The organism is Rhizobium leucaenae USDA 9039 (genome assembly GCF_000426285.1).
In the GTDB taxonomy this organism is placed as follows: domain Bacteria; phylum Pseudomonadota; class Alphaproteobacteria; order Rhizobiales; family Rhizobiaceae; genus Rhizobium; species Rhizobium leucaenae.
This window is the reverse complement of record NZ_AUFB01000010.1, coordinates 100,782-120,636: the sequence shown is the minus strand read 5'-3', so window position 1 is coordinate 120,636 and position 19,855 is coordinate 100,782. Positions and strand designations below refer to the sequence as shown.

Below are 19,855 nucleotides of genomic sequence, written 5' to 3'. Positions count from 1 at the left end.
CCGTTCCGACGGATTGTCATCGGAAGCCGGAGGGGTTTTCGTAAAGACCGATCAGAGTTCCTGCGTTGACGGGATCGTTCGTCCCGCCGCGCCGTCGAGTTCAGCATGTAACGCGTGCGTCCAGTGTTCTCCTGGCGCGTCCTTAAGCCACAGGTGTTTCCTCCCTTGCCTGTTGGTGATGCGCCCGCCTTGCCTCGCTCGCTGCGACAAGCTGAGCGGGGCTTCTTTTTGTCGACCGGTCCCAAAAGGCGCTTGCATTCTCCCGAGGCAGATCTCAGGCTTGGCGCTCCGGAACATGCACGACGAGGCCGTCGAGTGCCTTCGTCACCTTGATCTGACAGGACAGACGCGAAGTCGGGCGGACATCGAAGGCGAAATCCAGCATGTCTTCTTCCATTGCTTCCGGGCCACCGACCTTTTCGGCCCAGTCCTCATCAACATAGACGTGACAGGTGGCGCAGGCACAGGCGCCGCCGCATTCCGCCTCGACGCCGGGCACGGAATTGCGTACGGCATTTTCCATCACGGTGGAGCCCTCGTCGGCGTCGAGATCAAAGCGGGTGCCGTCGAAAGCGACGATGGTCAGTTTGGTCATGTGAATGAATTCCGGTATTCGTGAGTGAAGGGAGGATCCGGAATTTTTCTTCCAACAATTCCTCTGGGCAGTCAACAATTGCGCCGCCGAAACGGCAGAATCCGTTTGGCGGCGCAATAGCAAATATAATGGTCTCGGGCGGCGACAGATCAACGCGACAACTTCAGAATGAAGTTCTCAGCCTCGATGACGCAGGCTGTGACCGCGGCCATGTGCGCGGCATCGCCGACATCGCTTTCAAGCGCGTTGGCGGCATCGGCCACCTTGAACGCGCCGACAGCACTTGCCGCCCCTTTCAACCGATGTGAAGCGGCCATGGCGCGTTTGCGATCGCCGCTGCCGATTTCCTGCAGGCAGGACCGCGCCTGCCGGGCAAACATCTGAAGCACTTCCACTTCGAGCGCCTTGTCGCCCATCGTCTGCTTCGCCAGGTGTACCAGGTCGATCGCCCGCTCCCGCGATGGCGCTGCGCCCCGCGAATTGTCCGGAGCTTCGAACGCGATATTCAATGCCGCCATGTGCCAACTCTCCCGTCTTATATCTATAACTGTCTCTGGGATTTGCCGCATGCTTGCGGCCTGCCGATGGCGATCGAGTTAAATTTTGGCACAGTTGGCGCCTAAATCTGCTGACATGGTTAACGCGCGTTAAACATGGCTAAATTATTAGGTTTTCAGCAAGTTGCGCAGGCAAAAAGTGTTAACAATGACTTAATCAGACACAAGCCCAACCGTGGAATTAATTGTCACGCATGGGGGAATGTGTCACTACGGTACTGGCAAATTGGGTTCATGGCGCATGCCTTTGCCCAAGGGGTGGATAGTGGTAATGTTTTCATACCATCCGTTTGAAAAAGCGGGTATCCACTATGAAATGTAATGGGAAATCCATCTCTGGCGTGAGCCGAGGCGGGTAACCTAGCGGGAGGCAGGTTCGTCTTTTCCGGACGTTGGCGGATTTCCGGAGAAGACACGGCAGGCCCGGTCGAGTTGTAACGAGGCGTAACCGTATGGCGAACAAAAAGTACATCGAGTCGATCGAGGACAAGGCCTTTCAGGCATTGGACGAAGCTTTGCAGATCGATTTCAGTGACGAGAGCTTGGAGCCTCGCAACGGTTCAACGCCTGACACCCCGGAGACAAGAGTGTCTGAGCCATCGAATCCGCCTGCAAGACAGACTCAGGATGATGCCGCACGCAAGGCAGCCGCAGCGCGCAGCGCGGCCGCAGCGGCCCGGCCGACCGAAGTGCCGAAGAGCCCGATCTTCGCTCCGGCCAACGACGCCAACCGCATCAGCCCGGCCAGCATCTTGAAGTCCCTCGATGGCGGCTCGCAGAGCCGCGCCGTACGCAATGCGACGATCTTTTCTCTGTTCTGGATCATCGGCGGCATTGGCCTCGCTTTCCTGCTTTACGGCCAGCAGCTCTTGAACATCCGCTCGGTCGCCGATCTCGCCGCCCTGCCCGGCGTCATCGCCTGCATCATCGGCATCATCGTTCCCGTCCTTCTCTTCTATGCTTTCGGCATGATGATTTCGCGCGCCCAGGATATGCGCAATGCAGCCCGCTCCATGGCGGAAGTGGCGCTGCGTCTCGCCGAGCCGGAAACTGTCGCTTCCGAGCGCATCATGACCGTGGGTCAGGCTGTGCGCCGCGAAGTCTCGGCCATGAACGAAGGCATCGAGCGCACGATCGCCCGCGCCACCGAGCTCGAGACGCTGGTTCACACTGAGGTCAATGCGCTGGAGCGCAGCTACGCCGACAACGAGCTGCGCGTGCGCGGCCTTGTGCATGAGCTCGGCTCCGAGCGCGACGCCATCGTCAACCATGCCGAACGCATCCGCTCGTCGATCGTTGGCGTGCACGACCAGATCAAGGAAGACCTGTCGCTCGCGACGGAAGAAATTGCCGTGCGCCTGTCGACCTCGGGCGAAGCTTTCGCCTCCATGATCGATACGCGCGCTGCGACGCTGATGGAGAAGTCCGATTCTGCCGTAGAGGCGCTCGGCACCCTGCTCGCCGCCAAGACCGACAGCCTGCTGCAGAACCTCAATGCGTCCGGCTTTGCGTTGAGCCAGGAATTCGACACGCGTCTGGAATCTCTGTCGTCGACGCTGGCGGAACGGGGTAAGGAGCTGCTGGGCCAGTTCGAAACTCGCGCCTCCACGCTCGATGCCAATACCGAAAAGCTCAATACCGCGCTCAACGAGCGTGCCCGTCAGTTGAACGAGACGCTGGTCGCCCGCACGCGTGAAATCAGCGAAAGCCTGACCGGCAGCGAACGCTCGATCACCGGCACGCTCGATACTGTGCTCTCCAAGCTCAACACCGCTCTCGATGAAAAGGGCGCAAGCTTCCGCCAGAGCCTGCAGTCGACCGCCGACGACACCATTATGGACATCGATCTGCGCACTGGCTTCTTCGAAGAACGCATGCAGTCGACCGTGGCGCAGATTTCGACGGCCTTCGACGAGCGCGTCTCGGAATTCACCTCCGCCTTCGACAAGCGCGCCGGCTCGCTGGACAGCAAATTGTCGGAAAGCCTGACACGGATCAACGAAACGCTGAGCGGCGGCTCGGATGCCATCGACGGCATCCTGAATTCCAGTATCGAGCGCCTCGGCTCTTCGCTGACCGACCAGTCCTTTGCCCTCGCGACGACGCTCGCCACCAGCCAGGAAGTGCTGGAAAGCGCGATCGGCTCCAAGGCAGACGAAATCGCCTCCGCTCTCGAAGGGGCAACGAGCGGGATTACTTCAGCCCTGACCGCTGGCACCAGCGAACTGAACTCCGCCCTCGCCTCGCATGCCGGCAGCTTCACGTCCGCCGTCCAGGGTGTCACGCGTGACGTCTCCGCCGCCCTGCAGAGCGGCACAGAGGAACTGACATCCGCTTTTGCCGGCCGCTCCAGCGAACTCACCGAGACGCTTGCTTCACATTCGGGCGAATTCACCAAGGCCCTGCAGACGGCCACATCGGACATTTCTTCAGCCCTGAACAAGGGCACGAGCGAGCTAACCAATACTTTCCTCGGCCGCGCCAGCGAGATCAACAATACGCTATCGGCCCGCACCGGCGAAATCACGCAGGCACTCGGCTCCGCGCACGAGCGCATCGACGCCGTTATGGCCGAGCGCAGCAGCGCCCTCTTCGGCGCGCTCTCCGACAACCAATCGCGCTTCGAACAGACGCTGGCCAACCGCTCCGAGGGCATCATCAACGCCGTAACCGGCAGCCATGAGCATCTGACTGCGGCGCTCGACGAGCGCACGTCGATGCTGGCCATTTCGCTTGCCGAAAACCAGCTTCGCCTTGAAAACACGCTCGCAAGCCGCGCCGATACCATTGCCAGCACCGTTGCCGAAACTCATAGCAAGCTGGCCGACACTCTGGACGACAAGGTCATGGCGCTTGCCATCGCGCTGTCGGACGGCCAGTCGCGCATCGAAGACACTTTGACCGGCCGGGCCGAAAGCCTGACCAGTGCGCTGGCGGAGACCCACAATAAGCTCACCGACACGCTCGACGACAAGACGATGGCGCTGGCCATTGCTCTCTCCGACAGCCAGGCGCGCCTGGAAGACACGCTGTCAGGTCGCGTCGAAGGCTTCACCGGTGCGATTGCCGATACGCACAACGCGCTGGCAAGCACCTTGGATGACAAGACGCGGGCACTGGCCGCCGCGCTCAGCAGCAGCCAATCTCGTATCGAGGAAACGCTTTCCGGCCGCGTCGAAGGCCTGACCAGCGCCATTGCCGATACCCATAGCAGACTTGCCGACACGCTCGATGACAAGACGATGGCGCTTGCCGTTGCGCTCTCCGAAAGCCAGTCCCGTATCGAAGAAACACTCTCCGGCCGTGTCGAAGGCCTGACCAGCGCCATTGCCGATACCCATAGCAGACTTGCCGATACGCTCGACGACAAGACGATGGCGCTTGCCGTTGCGCTCTCCGAGAGCCAGTCCCGTATTGAAGAAACGCTCTCCGGCCGCGTCGAAGGTCTCACCAGCGCCATTGCCGATACGCACAGCAAACTTGCCGACACGCTCGACGACAAGACGATGGCGCTTGCTGTTGCGCTCTCCGAGAGCCAGTCCCGCCTGGAGGATACCCTGTCCGGCCATGCTGAAGGTGTCGCCGATACTTTGGATGGCAAAACCAGGGTTCTCGCAGCAGCATTGACGAGCAGCCAGTCGCGCCTGGAGGAAACGCTTTCCAATCGCGCCGAAGCGATCGCCAACGCTTTCGCGGGCAGCCATAGCGCTCTTGCGGATACGCTGGACGAAAAGGCGATGGCCTTGGCCATTTCGCTATCCGATACGCAATCGCGCCTCGAAGACGCGCTTTCCAGCCGACTGGACGCTCTCTCCAATACGGTTGCCGGCACGCACGACAAGATCGTCAACAGCCTCGACGACAAGACGTTGGCGCTTGCGATCGCATTGTCGGACAATCAGGCTCGCATCGAGGAAACGCTGGCAAACAGCGCCGAGGCGATTGCCCATTCCGTTACCAGCGGCCATGCGGCACTGACCGATGCGCTTGATGACAAGAGCATGGCCTTCGCCATCACGCTTGCCGAAAATCAGAACCGTTTCGAGAGCGCTTTGGAATCTCGCGCCAACGCCCTTCTCGATAGCGTCGCTGGCGCGGAATCCCGCGTCGCCGGTGCTTTCGGCGACAAGGCCGATGCCATCCGCGCCGCTTATACCGAAAACCAGGATCGTCTCGACCGCTCGCTGAGCACCCATACCGAAGCGCTCTCCGGCCTTCTCGGCAGCAGCAGCGACCGCCTCGAAACCGTCGTCGGCGGCTCGGCCGAGCGCATCGAAAACGCGCTCAACACCACGACACGCCAGCTCGAAAACACGCTGGGCATCGGCCTGTCACAGATGGACGAAAACCTGGCCTCCGCCTATGAGCGGATGCGCAACACCCTCGAAGACCGCAGCAATGCCATCAGCTTGACGCTGCGTGATGCCCATGCGCAGCTCGACAACACGCTGAACGAACAGGCGACTGCGATCGGTACCTCGATCGCCACCAGCGCCAGCATGCTGGAAATGTCGCTGGAAGATCGCGAAGCCTCGCTGCGCCAGACCATCGACGCCAGTGCAAGAGCGCTCGAAGAGCGGCTGCATGGCGGCGCCGGCGATATTGCCGGCCGTATTCAGCAGGCAGCCGGCGACATCACGCGTTCGGCCGAGATATTCTCGAACAATCTCAACCAGTCGATCGACGGCATGACCAGCCGCTTCGCCGAGACCGGTTCACGCGTCGAAGCCAGCCTGTCCGCCCTGGAAAACCGAATCCATGATGGCGTCGGCGGCGTTGCCGCCCAGATCGATGCCGCCGGTAACCGGCTGTCCGACACGCTTTCGAGCGGCATCGCTCAGATCGACCGCGGCAGCGACGACGCAGCGGCCCGCATCGCAGCCGCGCTCGACAATCGTCTCGCGACCATGGCAGAAGCGATCGATAGCCGCACAGCCAATCTGAGCCAGGCGCTCGAAAGCGGCAGCGCCCGCATCGAAGAGCGCCTGTCGACCATGGACCGCGCTCTGAATGTCGGCCTCGAAGCGGTCAACCGCACCATCGAAGGCAAGGCCACAAATCTCGCCACGACGCTGCGCACCGCCGTCGCCGATGCCGCTCAGGGCATGGACAGCGAGGCGACCCGCACGGCAGACCTGCTCGCCCGCACCGGCCAGCAATTCGCCGACGATCTCGGCAATCGCAGCGATGCCTTTACCCGTTCCATGAACGAGCGTTCCGAAGAGATCGTCACGCGCGTCTCCGAAACGCATAACCGTCTGGCAAGTCAGGCGGCTGCGGTCGCTCAGACATTCTCGGAAGCCGGCAACGCCATCGTCAACAAGGTCGCGGAGGCCGAGGGCCTCGTCAGCAATCAGGTCAATGCCATCTCGCAGGCGCTGTCTTCCGCAGAGCAGTCATTGGAAGCCCGCGGCGCCGCCATCCGCAACACGCTCGCCGGCAGCAGCGAGCAGATCACCTCCACCATGGCACAGGTCGAGCGGGCGCTCGACGAACGCGGCAATGCGATCCGCACCAGCCTCGAAGATCGTGCACGCGAGATCAACTCGACGCTTGCCGATGTCGACAAGGCTCTGGAAGCCCGCGGCACCTCGATCCGCTCGTCGCTGGACGAGCGCACCCGTGAGCTGAACTCCATGCTTGCCGGCCGCTCCAGCGAACTGTCGCGTCTGATCGACGAAAAGGCCCGCCCGATCGTCGACCGCTATGCTGCGACCGGACAGGAAGCGGCGGCGCTGATCTCGGCCGCCGCTCAGGAAAGCAGCGATCGCCTGCGCGCGGAAAACGCCGCATTGATCAACGCGATCGCATCGCGCACCAATGATACCCTGGCGGCAATCTCGGCTCGTACCGAACATGCCGCCAACGCAGTCAGCGCGCTGGAGAACAACCTGCTCGCAAGCGTCAACGGCATCATCGAGCGGCTGGCGGAGAACAATTCCGCGATCGCCGGCATGCTGACAAGCGCCGCCGAGGAATTTACCACCATCGACGGCCGCCTCAACGCGACATCGGCCCGGTTCGCCGACTCCGCATCGAAGGCAGGCGAAATGGTTTCCGCCTCGACACGGCTTCTCGAAAGCAAGGTCGACAAGCTTTCGGATGTTTCCGGCAAGACGCTGTCGCAGGTCGGCGGCATCATCGGCCGCTTCGACGAACATTCCAAGGTTCTGTCCCAGGCCTCTCAGCTTCTGGGTGCCGCGCAATCGAACCTCGTTTCGACACTGGAAGAGCGCGAAACGGCGCTGCAAAACCTGTCCATTGGCCTCGTGCAGCGCTCGGAAGAGATCGAAAATACCATGCGCGCCCTCGGCAGCATGGTGGAAAGCGCCTTCGACCGCGCCGAACAGCGCTCCAACCAGGTGACCGGCAATCTGCGTCAGGGCGTTCAGTCCTCCTTCGCCGATATCGGCCGTGTGCTCTCCGAGGCGGAAACCCGCGCCGAACAGGCGGCGGAAAGCATGCGCAGTGCGCTTCAGAAGGCTGGCGAAGAAGCCAACCAGACGATCGACGGTACCTTCGCCAACGCCGAGCGTCGCTCGGGCGAACTGACGAACCGTCTCCGCGGTGGCCTCTCCGCTTCGATCGCCGACATCGAGCATATGCTGACGGAAGCCAGCAAGACGTCCGATGGCGCAGCCCAGCAATTGCGCGAGACGCTGCGCGTCGCCGTCGACGATGCCGTCGGGCGCTTTTCGGGCGCCACCGACGAAATCCGCCGCTCGGCAGGCGATATCCGCAGGGAACTCGATCTGACCCGCAGCGAACTGAAGCGCGGTGCCTTCGACCTGCCGGAAGAGGCCAAGGAAAGTGCGGCCGCCATGCGCCGCGCCGTTGCCGAGCAGATCAAGGCGCTGCAGGACATTTCGCAGATCGTCGGCCGCTCGACGCAGCAGTTGGAAATCTCCGAACCTGCAGCCCGTGCGTTGGCCGATGCACAGCCGGCTCCGCGTGCCCGTCCGGCAGCACCTGCCCCGGCAACGCCCGCCCCTGCTGCGGCTGCTCCCCGGCCCCAGCAGCCGGCACCGCAGCCATCCGTTCAGCCGGTAGCACAGCAACCCGTACCGCAACAGCCAGTGCCGCAACAACCGGCGCCGCAGCCGCAGCAGCCCCCGATCGAGACTTTGGGCCTTCGCGGCACCATCACCGAGCGCCCAGTCGCGCCACAGCCACGCCCGGCCGAAACACCGGCTCCCGTCCGCCAGGAAACGCCCGCGGGCGGCGGCTGGATCAGCGATCTCCTGCGCGGCGCATCGCGCGACGACCTTGCCGACCTGCCGCCGGCTCGCCAGACTGCGCCACGTCCGCAGACGGAAGCAGCGCCAGTCGCACGCAATCCGCGGCATGTGGTCGAATCGCTGAACTCGCTGTCAGTCGATATCGCCCGCGCCATCGACCACGATGCATCGGTCGATCTGTGGCGGCGTTATCAGCGGGGCGAGCGGGATGTCTTCACCCGTCGCCTCTACACGCTGAAGGGCCAGCAGACCTTCGACGAGATCAAGCGCAAATACGACCGCGAGCCGGAATTCCGCACCGCTGTCGATCGCTATATCGCCGATTTCGAAAAGCTGCTCGCGGACGTCGCCCGTACCGACCGTGACCGCAGCGTCACGCAGTCCTACCTGACTTCCGATACCGGCAAGGTCTACACCATGCTGGCCCATGCGGCGGGACGTTTGAGCTGATAGCTTCGACAATGCGCAATCAATAATCCCCGGTCTTGGTCCCGGGGATTATTGATTCAAGCCGAAATACGGGAAAATCCGCCACATAAAAGAGGGGCCTACCGGACCGCTTTTTCATTGGCAGCGCCGGCGGAACTCAGTGCGCGATCTGCACCTTGGAGATCAAGCCGCTGGTGATACCGACCAGCAGGAAGCTGTTGTGGATGCGAACCCAGTGGTAGCCGCGGGGCGGAGCCGACAGACGATGGCGGCGATAGTCGACGCTGGCCGCGCGGCTGCGATCGGAAGCGGATAGCCGACGACCCTTCACCCAGCCGCCCTTGCGAACGACGATTTTCTTCTTAACGACATTTTTCTCAACGATGACAGCCGGCTTGTTCGCCGGCGCTGCACTGGCTTCAGACGCCATCGCCAGCGGAGTTGCCAGAACCGAAGCGGCGAACAGGACGGAGAAGAGCTTTTTCATCGAATGTTTCCTCAATTTATTTTCTTATTATCTGCGGCCAGATTTATCCCGCAAGGGGTGAAGCGAATCTGAAGAGAATGTTACGAATTTGTAATAGAAATTATGTGTTTGCGAGCATTTGTTAATCGAACAAATGCGTAAGTTTAGTGACAACTGGCAGCCCAAAAACAATCTCGCCCGCCCTTGCGAACAAAGGCGGGCGGATGAGCGATCGATAAATCGAAACAATCAGAGTTCGTCGTAATTGAACCAGTCGAAATCAGCCGTCGTTGCCCGGCCCGACGTATCGAAGGCGAACATGCCAACGAAAGCGCCCGTGAAGGAACCATGTTCGCCGCGGCCGCCCTCGTCGGAGATGACGCCGGCGTCGAGGACCGGGCCGATAGCCAGCCATGCTCCCATGCCCTCGGCCTGCCAGAAGAACTGCAGGTCGTTGTCGTGGATCTCCATGGCAAGCTGGATACGCCCATTCGGAACGGAGACGCCGCCTGCGATCGGAAAACTCAGCCGACCATTCGGATAATCGCCGGCGCAGGTCATGATTGTCACGCAGCGTCCGAGCTTCTCATGCAAGGTAACGGCAATCGCGTGTAGTTTGAACCTGTTGTAGTAGTGCGTCAGCCCAGCGACCTGCTGATAGGTGTCGGGCTGAAACTCGATCACCGTTTCGGCACGAAAACTATGATGCTCCTGCCGTCGGGCGACGAGCGCCTGCTCGAACCAGGAGCCGATACTTTCTCGCGCAAATAGGCGCAGGTGACCGGGCCGTTCCGTCAGGCTGAAGATGCGTTCCGGCTGCGGCGTGCGCAGCCACTGGAAATCCATCGGCAGCTTGTCGCCATCGAAATTGTAGCCGCTGCGGCGCGGCTTCTCGATCGGCAGAGCGTGGCGTAGGCCCTGGACCTCGACATCCGGAACGACCGTGCCATTTTCGAGATAGAGCCAGCCGTCTTCCTTCCAGACGCATTTCTGCAGGCTGGTCTCGCGCCCCAGCGTGCAGCGGCGATGTGGTGGCAGCGGCCGGCCGGAGAGATGCGTGTGGTAAAACTGTCCATCCGGCGTTTCGATATATTGGCCATGCCCTGCCCGCTGCAGCACCGCTTCAGGATGATCTTTCGAAGTGATGAGATGTTTGTTCGGATGCAGCTCGTAAGGGCCATCGATATTGCGCGAGCGCGCCATGGTGACGGCGTGGTCATAGCCGGTGCCGCCTTCCGCCGTCGTCAGATAGTACCAGCCATTCCGCTTGAAGAGATGCGGTCCCTCGACCAGACCGAGCTCGGTGCCGGCAAAGATGTTCTTGATCGGTCCCTTCAGCGATTTCGTCGCCGCATCCCACTCCTGCAGCAGAATACCGTCGAAGGCCGGCGTCTTCGGCGAGCCGCCATAGCTCTCGGTGCGATGATTCCACTGCATGTTGACGAACCATTTGCGGCCGTCGTCATCGTGGAAGAGCGAGGGGTCGAAGCCCGATGAGTTGACGTGGGACGGCTCGGACCACTCGCCTTCGATCGTCGGCGAGGTCACGATGTAGTTATGCGCGTCCTTGAAATTGCCGTCGTAGCGTTTGACATCGGTATAGACCAGCCAGAACAGACCGTCGGCATAGGAGAGGCATGGCGCCCAGATGCCGCAGCTATCCGGCTCGCCGCGCATGTCGAGCTGCGAAGCCCGTTCCAGCGGCCGGCGCATCAGCGTCCAATTCACCAGATCGCGCGAATGATGGATCTGCACACCCGGATACCATTCGAAGGTCGAAGTGGCGATGTAGTAGTCCTCGCCGACGCCGCAGATGGATGGATCGGGGTTGAAGCCCGGCAAAATCGGGTTGCGGATCATGAGACCATCTCCTCCAGAGAATATGCCGATATGCGCCGTTCGCACGACGATGGATGCGATGCCGGCAATGCGACGACGAAAGCAAAACGCCCGAAACCAGTTCCGGGCGTTTTGAATGCTTATTCGCGCTCGGCCGATTTGGCCCAGAGATTGATGTCAGCCTCACGGGCGTAGACATCGATTTCTTTGAGCTCTTCTGCGGTAAATTCGAGATTGTCGAGTGCCTTGACGCAATCGACGATCTGCGACGAGCGGCTGGCGCCGATCAGCGCAGAGGTGACGCGGCCACCCCGCAGAACCCAGGCGATCGCCATTTGTGCCAGCGTCTGGCCGCGCTTCTCCGCGATCTCGTTGAGCTTGCGGATATTGTCTGTTATCGACGGTCGAATGAAGTCGCGTTTCAGGAAATGGTTCTGGGCAGCGCGGCTGTCCTCGGGAATGCCGCTCAGATATTTTGTCGTCAACATGCCCTGCGCGAGCGGCGAGAAGACGATCGAGCCGATGCCGAGGTCTTCCAGCGTATCGATGAGACCGTCATCCTCGACCCAGCGGTTGAGCATGGAATAGCTCGGCTGGTGGATCAGACAGGGCGTGCCGAGACCCTTCAAAATGGCTGCGGCTTCGCGGGTGCGCTGCGAATTGTAGGAGGAGATGCCGACATAAAGCGCCCTGCCCGAACGAACGATATGGTCGAGCGCAGCGCAGGTCTCTTCCAGCGGCGTATCTGGATCGAAGCGGTGCGAATAGAAGATGTCGACATAGTCGAGGCCCATGCGCTTCAGGCTCTGGTCACAGGAGGCGATCAGATATTTGCGGCTGCCCCATTCGCCATAGGGACCCGGCCACATGTCATAACCTGCCTTGGAGGAAATGATCAGCTCGTCGCGCAGGCCGGCGAAATCGGTGCGCAGGATTTCGCCGAAGGCGGTTTCCGCGCTGCCGGGCGGCGGACCGTAATTATTGGCGAGGTCGAAATGGGTGATGCCGAGATCGAAAGCGGTGCGGCACATGTCGACCTTGCGATCATGCGGGGTATCGCCGCCGAAATTGTGCCAGAGCCCCAGCGAAACCGCCGGCAGCTTCAGACCGGAGCGGCCGGTTCTGCTGTATTTCATGTTCGCATAGCGATCGGATGCCGGTTGCCAGGCCATAGTTTCAATTCCTCTGAGATGAAAAGCGCGCGGGCTACTTACCCGCGCGCAAACTAGCTTTTCCTGCGCTCACTTCAAGAGCGCCTGCGCCTCTTCGATGCCGAGCGCAGCCGGCTGCGTGCAGGTCGTGGTCAAATCGATGAAGCGGTTCTCAGCACCTGATTTCAGGATCGAGGTCATGACATCGACACCGTGCAGCGTGCGATCGAGCGAGCAGCGAGCATCTCGGCCCTCGATCAGTGCCGCCGCCATGTCGGCAAGACCTGCCGTGCGGTAATTGGCGCGCGCGCCGTTCGGGCTCTCCTGATTGATAATGCCGAAAGGATGTGCCCATTCGTCGAGCGGCTTAATGTCCTTGCCGCGGCCGCTGGCCTCGACCGTGCCGCCGAAGAAGTTAGGATCGGGCACGTAGAGCGAACCTTCGGTGCCGTAGAGTTCCATATTGGCATGGCGGTGCGACCAGACATCCCAGCTTGCCGTCAATGTCACCGTTGCCCCGCTGACAAATTCCAGCAGCGCCTGGATCGTCGTCGGTGTCTTCACCGGGATGACCTCGCCGCTGCGCGGTTCGCTGGTAATCGTGCGGGTTTCCGACGCCATCGACGTCATGGCGCCGACACGCTTGACCGGGCCGATCAGGTTGATGAGGTTCGCGACGTAATAGGGGCCGAGATCGAGGATGGGCCCGCCGCCCGGCAGGAAGAAGAAGTCCGGGTTCGGATGCCACATTTCCATGCCCGGGCTCATGACATAGCAAGCGCCCGATGTGATGCGGCCGATGCCTCCGTCGTCGACGAACTTGCGAGCGAGCTGATGGGCGCCGCCGAGGAAGGTGTCGGGAGCGCAGCCGACGGCAAGCCCCTTCTCCTTGGCGATGCGGCGCAATTCTTCGCCCTGCTCCAGCGTCAGCACCAGAGGCTTTTCGGAATAGACGTGCTTTCCGGCCTCAAGGATACGCTTGGAAACCGGGAAATGCGCATCCGGGATGGTCAGGTTGACAATGACGTCAAGCTCGTCATTGGCGAGCAGTTCGTCGATCGTCTGTGCCTTGACCTTATATTCCTCGGCCCGCAGGCGCGCCGCATCCATGTTGATATCAGCGCAGGCGAGCACTTTCAGGCCCTTGAAGAGCGGAGAAAGCTTGAAATAGGTGGTGGAGATATTGCCGCATCCGATGATGCCGACGCCAAGTTCCTTAGTCATGTGAGATGCCTCAGTAGGTCTTGAAAGATGCGATGGAACGGGTAATCAAGCGATCGATATCGCTCGGATTGTCGTGCTCGAGCACATAGTGCTTTGCCTTGGTGCCGGCGAGTGCCTTGATCAACTTCGGCCACGGAACCGTGCCGTGACCGAGATCGGCCCAGCCGTCTTCATCCTTGTTTTCGCCAGCCGGAGCGATGTCTTTCACGTGGACGGAGGAAATGCGCGAGCCGAGCTTTTCGATCCATGCGAAGGGATCGGCGCCGCCGCGAACGACCCAGGCAATATCGGCTTCCCAGGAGATATCCGGAGCGCCTTCGAAGATTTGTTCGATCGGCAGCGAGCCGTCAGCCTGCTTGACGAATTCGAAGTCGTGATTATGCCAACCGAACTCGAAACCGGCATCTTTGTAGGGCTTGCTCATTTCGTGCAGGCGTTTGCCGAAAGCGAGCCATCCGGCAGCATCCTTTGGGCGCTGGTCGGCGGCCAGGTGCGGCGCATAGATCGAATCCATGCCGAGAATCTTGGCGATCGTCAGCGACTTCTGCACCTGTCCATCGAGGAAATCCGGGCTGAAATGGCCGCTCGCCATGGTCAGGCCGTTCTTGTCGAGCTCGGCACGCAGGTTCTTCAAACCAGCTTCGTCCAGATCGGAATAGATGCCGCCAAAACCTTCGACTTCCGCATAACCGGCCCTGCCGAGCTTTACGAAGATATCCGAATAGGGCTGAAAATTGCGGGCGCTATAAAGCTGGAATCCAAGTTTCGTCATCGATATTTCCTCCAATGGCCTCGCGGCCGTCTATTTTGGGCCCACGGCCCGTAAATCGCCACCAAAAGGTGACCGGATATCTCAGTCCACCGATGGGCTGGCCAACGATTGACTGGAGTGCAAGTCGTAGAAGCGGAAATCGGGAACACTGCCGGCAAGCGGTTTGGCCGGCGTGAAGACGATGCGACGGCTTTCGCCGGCGGCAAGATCGAAGGCGTTGTCGGAATAACGCCCCTCAGTCTCGCTTTCGATCATCACGAACAGCGCCAATCCCTTTGCGGTGACGGTAAGCTCTACCGTGCCGTTCTCCTCGATCTCCTCGCGCAGCACCGTAAGACCTGCGGGCCGAAGCTCCAACGCCTTGTAGGTGCCGTGAACATAGTGCCCCTCACCGCCCATTCCGTTCGATGCGGTGAAATGCCACGCCAACAGGCAATCGGCCGGCACCTTCGAGGCATCGATCGACAGCGCGGTGACGGCCGCATCCGGCGTGCAGACCGCATGCGCAGTCGTCAGCGGCACACGCTCGCCATCGAGCTTCAGCAGCGACACGGCGATGTCGGCGGTGACATCTTCGTTGGTGTCGTTGACCAGCGAGAAGCGGATGGTCTGGTTGTCCTCGGAGGGAATGGCTGCCACCGAAACCGGCTGGAAGAAGCCGCGCACGAGATAATGCATCACCTTCCAACGCCCGCCGTAATCGAGGCTCGACCAGGAAGCCACCGGCCAGGTGTCATTGAGTTGCCAATAGACGGTGCCCATGCAATGCGGCTTGAGCGACCGCCAATATTCGACCGCCGTCTTGATGGCGAGGCCCTGCTGCACCTGGCTCAGATAGACGAAATTCGGAAAATCCTTCGGGAAACGGAAATAGCGGAACATCGTCCCGGCGATGCGCTCATTGCCGCCGGCATTCTTCTGGTGCAGTTCCATCACCGGCGACGCGATATTCATGTCCTTGGCGTCGGCATAGGTCTTGATGACAGGCAGCGACGCGTAGGACTGAAAGCCGAATTCCGAGCAGAAGCGCGGGCGCACGGAGCGATAGTTGTCGAAGGACTTGTTCTCGTGCCAGACCGACCAATAATGCATGTCGCCGGAGCCGTCGGCATGCCATGCATCGCCGAAATTAAGATAGCCGGACGCCGGGCTCGACGGCCACCAGATCGCATCCGGCGCGGCTTTCTTCATCGCCTGCTCGATCGTCCGGTTCAACCGGTCGTAGGAAACGAGATAGCGATCACGGTCTTTGCGGGATTCTTCGAACCAGGTAAGCGCCCCCACCAGCTCATTGTCGCCGCACCAGAGCACGATCGACGGGTGCGTCGCCAGGCGCTTGACCTGGTAGCCGACCTCCGCCTCGACCTTCCCAAGGAAGTCACCGGTCGAGGGATAGAGATTGCAGGCGAACATGAAGTCCTGCCAGATCATCAGACCCAGGCGGTCGCAAATATCGTAGAACCAGTCATGTTCGTAAAAACCGCCGCCCCAGATGCGGATGATGTTCATGTTCGCTGCGGCGGCCGATTGCAGCAGATCCTCGGTCAAAGCCGGGCTCGAACGTGAAAACAGTGCATCCGCCGGGATCCAGTTGGCGCCTCGGGCGAAGATTTCACGTCCATTGACCTTGAGCGCAAAACGGCTGCCCGCTTCATCCTCGTCGGTAACCAGCTCGACGGTACGCAGGCCGATCTGCCGCGTCACCGTCTCGGAATTGGTCTCGACAGAAAGTGCATAAAGCGCCTGCTCGCCACTGCCGGCCGGCCACCAGAGCTTCGGCCTGTCGATATGGAAGACATGGGTCACCGAACTCTCGCCCGCATTGACGCCGACATCGAGCCGCACACGCTCGTTGTCAAGCGAGAAATAAAGCTGAGCGACACCAATGCCCTTTGCAAACAGCGCAACACTCACCACGAGGTCGACCGAGCCGTCGGCGTTGTGCTCCTGGCGGGTGACCACATTCTCGATACGGGCGGTATCGAGTTTCTTCAGCGCGATCGTGCCGTAAAGGCCGAGCGGCGCCACCGCGATGTTCCAGTCCCAGCCGAAATGGCATTGCGGCTTGCGCAGCATATTGCCATTGGGGATCGGCGAATTGGCGGTGCTGTAGGGGATATAGAATGGCTGCTTTGCCTGGAGTTCGGCACCGGCCTTGATGCTCGAATGCAGCAGGATGCGGATGGTGTTCTCACCCGCCTTCAACGCCTTGGAAACATCAGGCCGGTAGCGCTGGAAGCAATTGTCGCCTTCGAGCACAAGCGTGTCGTTGAGATAGACGCTTGCGACCGTGTCCAGATAGTCGATGTCGAGATACCAGTCGCCTTCCGCATCATCGAGCGTAAAACTGCGCTCAATTTGCCAATCCTGCTTCGCGACCCACTGAACCACCTCTTCGTTTCGGCCGAAATAGGGATCCGGAATGAGGTCTGCGGCATGAAGCGCGGTATGGACATCGCCCGGCACGGGCATGGAAAGAGCATGATCGCTGTCCGGCGAGGTAAGCCGCCACTGACCAGCCAGATCGACAAAAGAAGTGCCATTGAAAGAAGACGACATCGGGCCTCCGGAACCGCTGCAGAGGAAGGCGGCAGAGCCGCCTCCATTCATATGATCATATTCTGAGTTCAGTCTGAGCGTCAAAGAGCGAAGCCAGCGACATATCGAAGCCGAGCTTCACACGCGCACCGGCGCTGAAGCGCCGCGCGCCGTTGATGCGCACCGACATGGTGTGGCCGGCGTGTTTGAGCCAGAGCAGGTTATCGGCACCCATCGGCTCTTCGATATCGACGGTCGCATTGTGCACCTCCGTATCGGGGCCGAGATCCTCGTTCACCTTGATATGCTCCGGCCGGACACCGAGGATGACCTTGCGGCCCGGTCCCAATGCCTCACCGGCATCATAGCCGTCCAGCGAGAAAATCACGTCGTTGGTGGCAAAGACTATCTTGCCCTCACGGCTCACCAATTCGCCATGCAGGAAATTCATCGATGGCGATCCGATGAAGCCGGCGACGAAGAGATTACGCGGTCGATTGTAGATCGTCGTCGGATCGTCGAGCTGCTGGATGATGCCGCTCTTCATGATGGCGATGCGGTCGGCAAGCGTCAGCGCCTCGATTTGATCATGGGTGACATAGATCATCGTGTTCTTCAGCGACTGGTGCAGACGCTTGATTTCGACGCGCAATTCCGAACGTAGCTTGGCGTCGAGGTTCGACAACGGCTCATCGAACAGGAAGACGTCGACGTCGCGCACCAGGGCACGGCCGATCGCCACACGCTGGCGCTGCCCGCCGGAAAGCTCTGCCGGCTTGCGTTTGAGCAACGGTTGGATTTGCAGGATCTCGGCGGCGCGCGCTATCCGCTTGTCGATCTCCGCCTGCGGCACCTTGGCGACGCGCAGCCCGAAGGAAAGGTTCTTTTCGACCGTCATCTGCGGATAGAGCGCGTAGGACTGGAACACCATGCCGATGCCGCGATCCTTAGGCTCCTCCCAGGTAACGTTCTTGCCCTTGATGAAGATCTTCCCTTCAGTGATGTCCAGCAGGCCGGCTATGCAGTTGAGCAATGTCGACTTGCCGCAGCCGGACGAGCCGAGCAGCACGAGGAATTCGCCGTCGTTGATCTCGAGGTTGAGGTTTTTCAGAACGGTGATCGCGCCGAAATCGAGCGATAGGTCTTTGATGGAAACGCTGCTGGTCATGGATCACCCCTTCACTGCGCCGGCTGCGATGCCGCGAACGAAAAGCCGTCCCGAGACGAAATAAACGATCAATGGAACAAGACCCGTGAGGATCGTTGCAGCCATGTTGACGTTGTATTCCTTCACACCCTGGACGGAATTGACGATATTGTTGAGCTGCACAGTCATCGGGTAATACTCCGGCCTGGTGAAGACGACGCCGAACAGGAAGTCGTTCCAGATGCCCGTAATCTGCAGGATCATGGCAACGACGAAGATCGGCAGCGACATGGGCAGCATGATGCGCAGGAAAATCTGCCAGAAACCCGCCCCGTCGATGCGTGCAGCCTTGAAAAGCTCCACGGGCAGCGATGCGAAATAATTGCGGAACAGCAGGGTCAGGATCGGCATGCCGAAGATGCAGTGCACGAGGATCAGTCCGCTGAGCGTGCCGTAGATCCCAATTTCGCGCAGCACGATGACGATCGGATAGATCATCACCTGGTAGGGGATGAACGCACCGACGATGAGGATCGCGAAGAAGAAATCCGCGCCCTTGAACCGCCAGTTGGCGAGCGCATAGCCATTGACCGAAGCGACTGCGATCGAAAAGATCGTGGACGGTACGGTGATGCGCACGGAATTCCAGAAGCCGCGGGAAAGACCGTCACAATTGAGACCGGTACAAGCCGTTGCCCAGGCTTTCACCCAGGGCTCGAATGTTATCTCCAGCGGCGGCGCGAAGATGTTGCCAAGCCGGATTTCCGGCATCCCTTTGAGTGAGGTGACGATCATTACATACAGCGGCAACAGATAGTAGGTCGCGGCAACGAACAGCGTGCCGTAGAGCATGATGTTGCGGCCGGAAATCACCCGGCGCGGCTTTGCACCTTGGGGTTCCGAGAGCGTCTTGCCAGTCGCAGCGGCGCTGCCGTTCGCATTATTGAGAGTATCAGACACGTTTGCGCGCTCCGCCGAATTCCAGATAGGCCCAGGGAATGATGACGATCGCGACAGTGACCAGCATCATGGTGGAGGCTGCAAATCCCTGACCGAGGTTCTGCGCCTGGAACATGTAGTCGTAGACGTATTTCGCCGGCACTTCGGAAGCAATGCCAGGTCCGCCGCTCGTTTGCGCGACGACCAGGTCATAGACCTTGACAATACCGCTGGCGATGATGACCAGCGTTGTGATGAAGACCGGGCGCATCATCGGAATGACGACGAACAGATAGGTTTTCCACATCGGGATCCCATCGACGCGTGCTGCTTTCCAGATATCCTCGTCGATGCCACGCAAGCCAGCGAGCATCAGGCACATCACAAGCCCCGTTCCCTGCCAGAGTGCGGCGATCAGCACGCCGTAAATGACGATGCTCGGCGTATAGAGCGGATCGAAAGTGAAGGTCGACCACCCGAGCGAGCGCACCACCGACTGGACGCCGAATTCCGGATTGAGCAGCCACTGCCAGACGAGGCCGGTAACGATGAAAGAAAGGGCGAAAGGATAAAGAAAAATCGTGCGAAAGGTGTTCTCGAACCGGATCTTCTGGTCCATCAGCGCAGCCAGCACAAAGCCGATGACGAGGCTGAAGATCAGGGAAAAGATGCCGTAAACCGCGAGATTTTCAATGGACACGACCCATCGCGGCGCCGCCCATAATCGGTAGTATTGGTCCAGTCCGACGAAGCTCAGACGTGGCAGCAGCTTCGAATTGGTGAAGGAATAAACGACCGTCCAGATCGTGCCGCCGAAAAAGATGACGACAGCTGTCAGGATCATCGGAATGGATGCAATCTTCGAATTCAGATTGCGCAGAAATTGACTTGGCCGGTCGGCTTTCGCGTGACCTGTCATTGTACCTCCTTCTGAAGCGCGATTGCTTCGGTCATCAGGAA

12 protein-coding genes are annotated in these 19,855 nt (G+C 60.3%); 1 reads left to right on the top strand and 11 read right to left on the bottom strand.

What is annotated here, in order from left to right; translation table 11 throughout:
• Positions 1-274: 274 nt before the first annotated feature.
• Together K290_RS0116910 and K290_RS0116905 are read right to left on the bottom strand one after the other, a co-directional pair.
• Positions 275-595, bottom strand: coding sequence for a 2Fe-2S iron-sulfur cluster-binding protein (locus K290_RS0116910; RefSeq protein ID WP_028753029.1), 321 nt, complete (start codon positions 593-595; stop codon positions 275-277).
• Between the two features lie 149 nt (positions 596-744).
• Positions 745-1,113 (bottom strand): Hpt domain-containing protein, encoded by a 369-nt coding sequence (locus tag K290_RS0116905; protein WP_028753028.1) that lies wholly within the window; start codon positions 1,111-1,113, stop codon positions 745-747.
• Between the two features lie 491 nt (positions 1,114-1,604).
• Between K290_RS0116905 and K290_RS0116900 the strand changes: the two genes are divergently transcribed.
• Positions 1,605-8,840, top strand: a complete 7,236-nt coding sequence (locus tag K290_RS0116900; RefSeq protein WP_028753027.1) for an apolipoprotein A-IV repeat region-like domain-containing protein — start codon at positions 1,605-1,607, stop codon at positions 8,838-8,840.
• 136 nt (positions 8,841-8,976) lie between these two features.
• Here K290_RS0116900 and K290_RS0116895 read toward each other — a convergent pair whose 3' ends face one another.
• From K290_RS0116895 to K290_RS0116855, 9 genes are all read right to left on the bottom strand, one after another.
• Positions 8,977-9,306 carry an RcnB family protein gene (locus K290_RS0116895; protein ID WP_028753026.1) on the bottom strand — a complete coding sequence of 110 codons (330 nt, stop codon included), beginning with the start codon at positions 9,304-9,306 and terminating at the stop codon, positions 8,977-8,979.
• 228 nt (positions 9,307-9,534) lie between these two features.
• A complete protein-coding gene (locus K290_RS0116890) occupies positions 9,535-11,145 on the bottom strand; it encodes a glycoside hydrolase family 43 protein (protein ID WP_028753025.1) in 1,611 nt (536 codons plus the stop codon).
• A 119-nt stretch (positions 11,146-11,264) separates the two neighbouring features.
• On the bottom strand, positions 11,265-12,296 hold the full coding sequence (mgrA, locus tag K290_RS0116885) for an L-glyceraldehyde 3-phosphate reductase (protein WP_028753024.1): 1,032 nt from the start codon (positions 12,294-12,296) through the stop codon (positions 11,265-11,267).
• A gap of 69 nt (positions 12,297-12,365) precedes the next feature.
• Complete coding sequence (locus tag K290_RS0116880; RefSeq protein ID WP_028753023.1) at positions 12,366-13,499, bottom strand: Gfo/Idh/MocA family protein; 1,134 nt, start codon at positions 13,497-13,499, stop codon at positions 12,366-12,368.
• A 10-nt stretch (positions 13,500-13,509) separates the two neighbouring features.
• Positions 13,510-14,271, bottom strand: coding sequence for a sugar phosphate isomerase/epimerase family protein (locus K290_RS0116875; RefSeq protein ID WP_028753022.1), 762 nt, complete (start codon positions 14,269-14,271; stop codon positions 13,510-13,512).
• An 81-nt stretch (positions 14,272-14,352) separates the two neighbouring features.
• The gene (locus K290_RS0116870) at positions 14,353-16,830 is read right to left on the bottom strand and encodes a beta-mannosidase (RefSeq protein ID WP_028753021.1); all 2,478 of its coding nucleotides are present in this window, start codon (positions 16,828-16,830) and stop codon (positions 14,353-14,355) included.
• Between the two features lie 55 nt (positions 16,831-16,885).
• Positions 16,886-17,977 carry an ABC transporter ATP-binding protein gene (locus tag K290_RS0116865; RefSeq protein WP_028753020.1) on the bottom strand — a complete coding sequence of 364 codons (1,092 nt, stop codon included), beginning with the start codon at positions 17,975-17,977 and terminating at the stop codon, positions 16,886-16,888.
• 3 nt (positions 17,978-17,980) lie between these two features.
• Positions 17,981-18,916, bottom strand: coding sequence for a carbohydrate ABC transporter permease (locus K290_RS0116860; RefSeq protein WP_028753019.1), 936 nt, complete (start codon positions 18,914-18,916; stop codon positions 17,981-17,983).
• Entirely contained in the window at positions 18,909-19,814 is a 906-nt protein-coding gene (locus tag K290_RS0116855; protein ID WP_028753018.1) for a carbohydrate ABC transporter permease, read from the bottom strand. The genes K290_RS0116860 and K290_RS0116855 overlap by 8 nt, the downstream gene beginning before the upstream one ends.
• Positions 19,815-19,855: the final 41 nt, after the last annotated feature.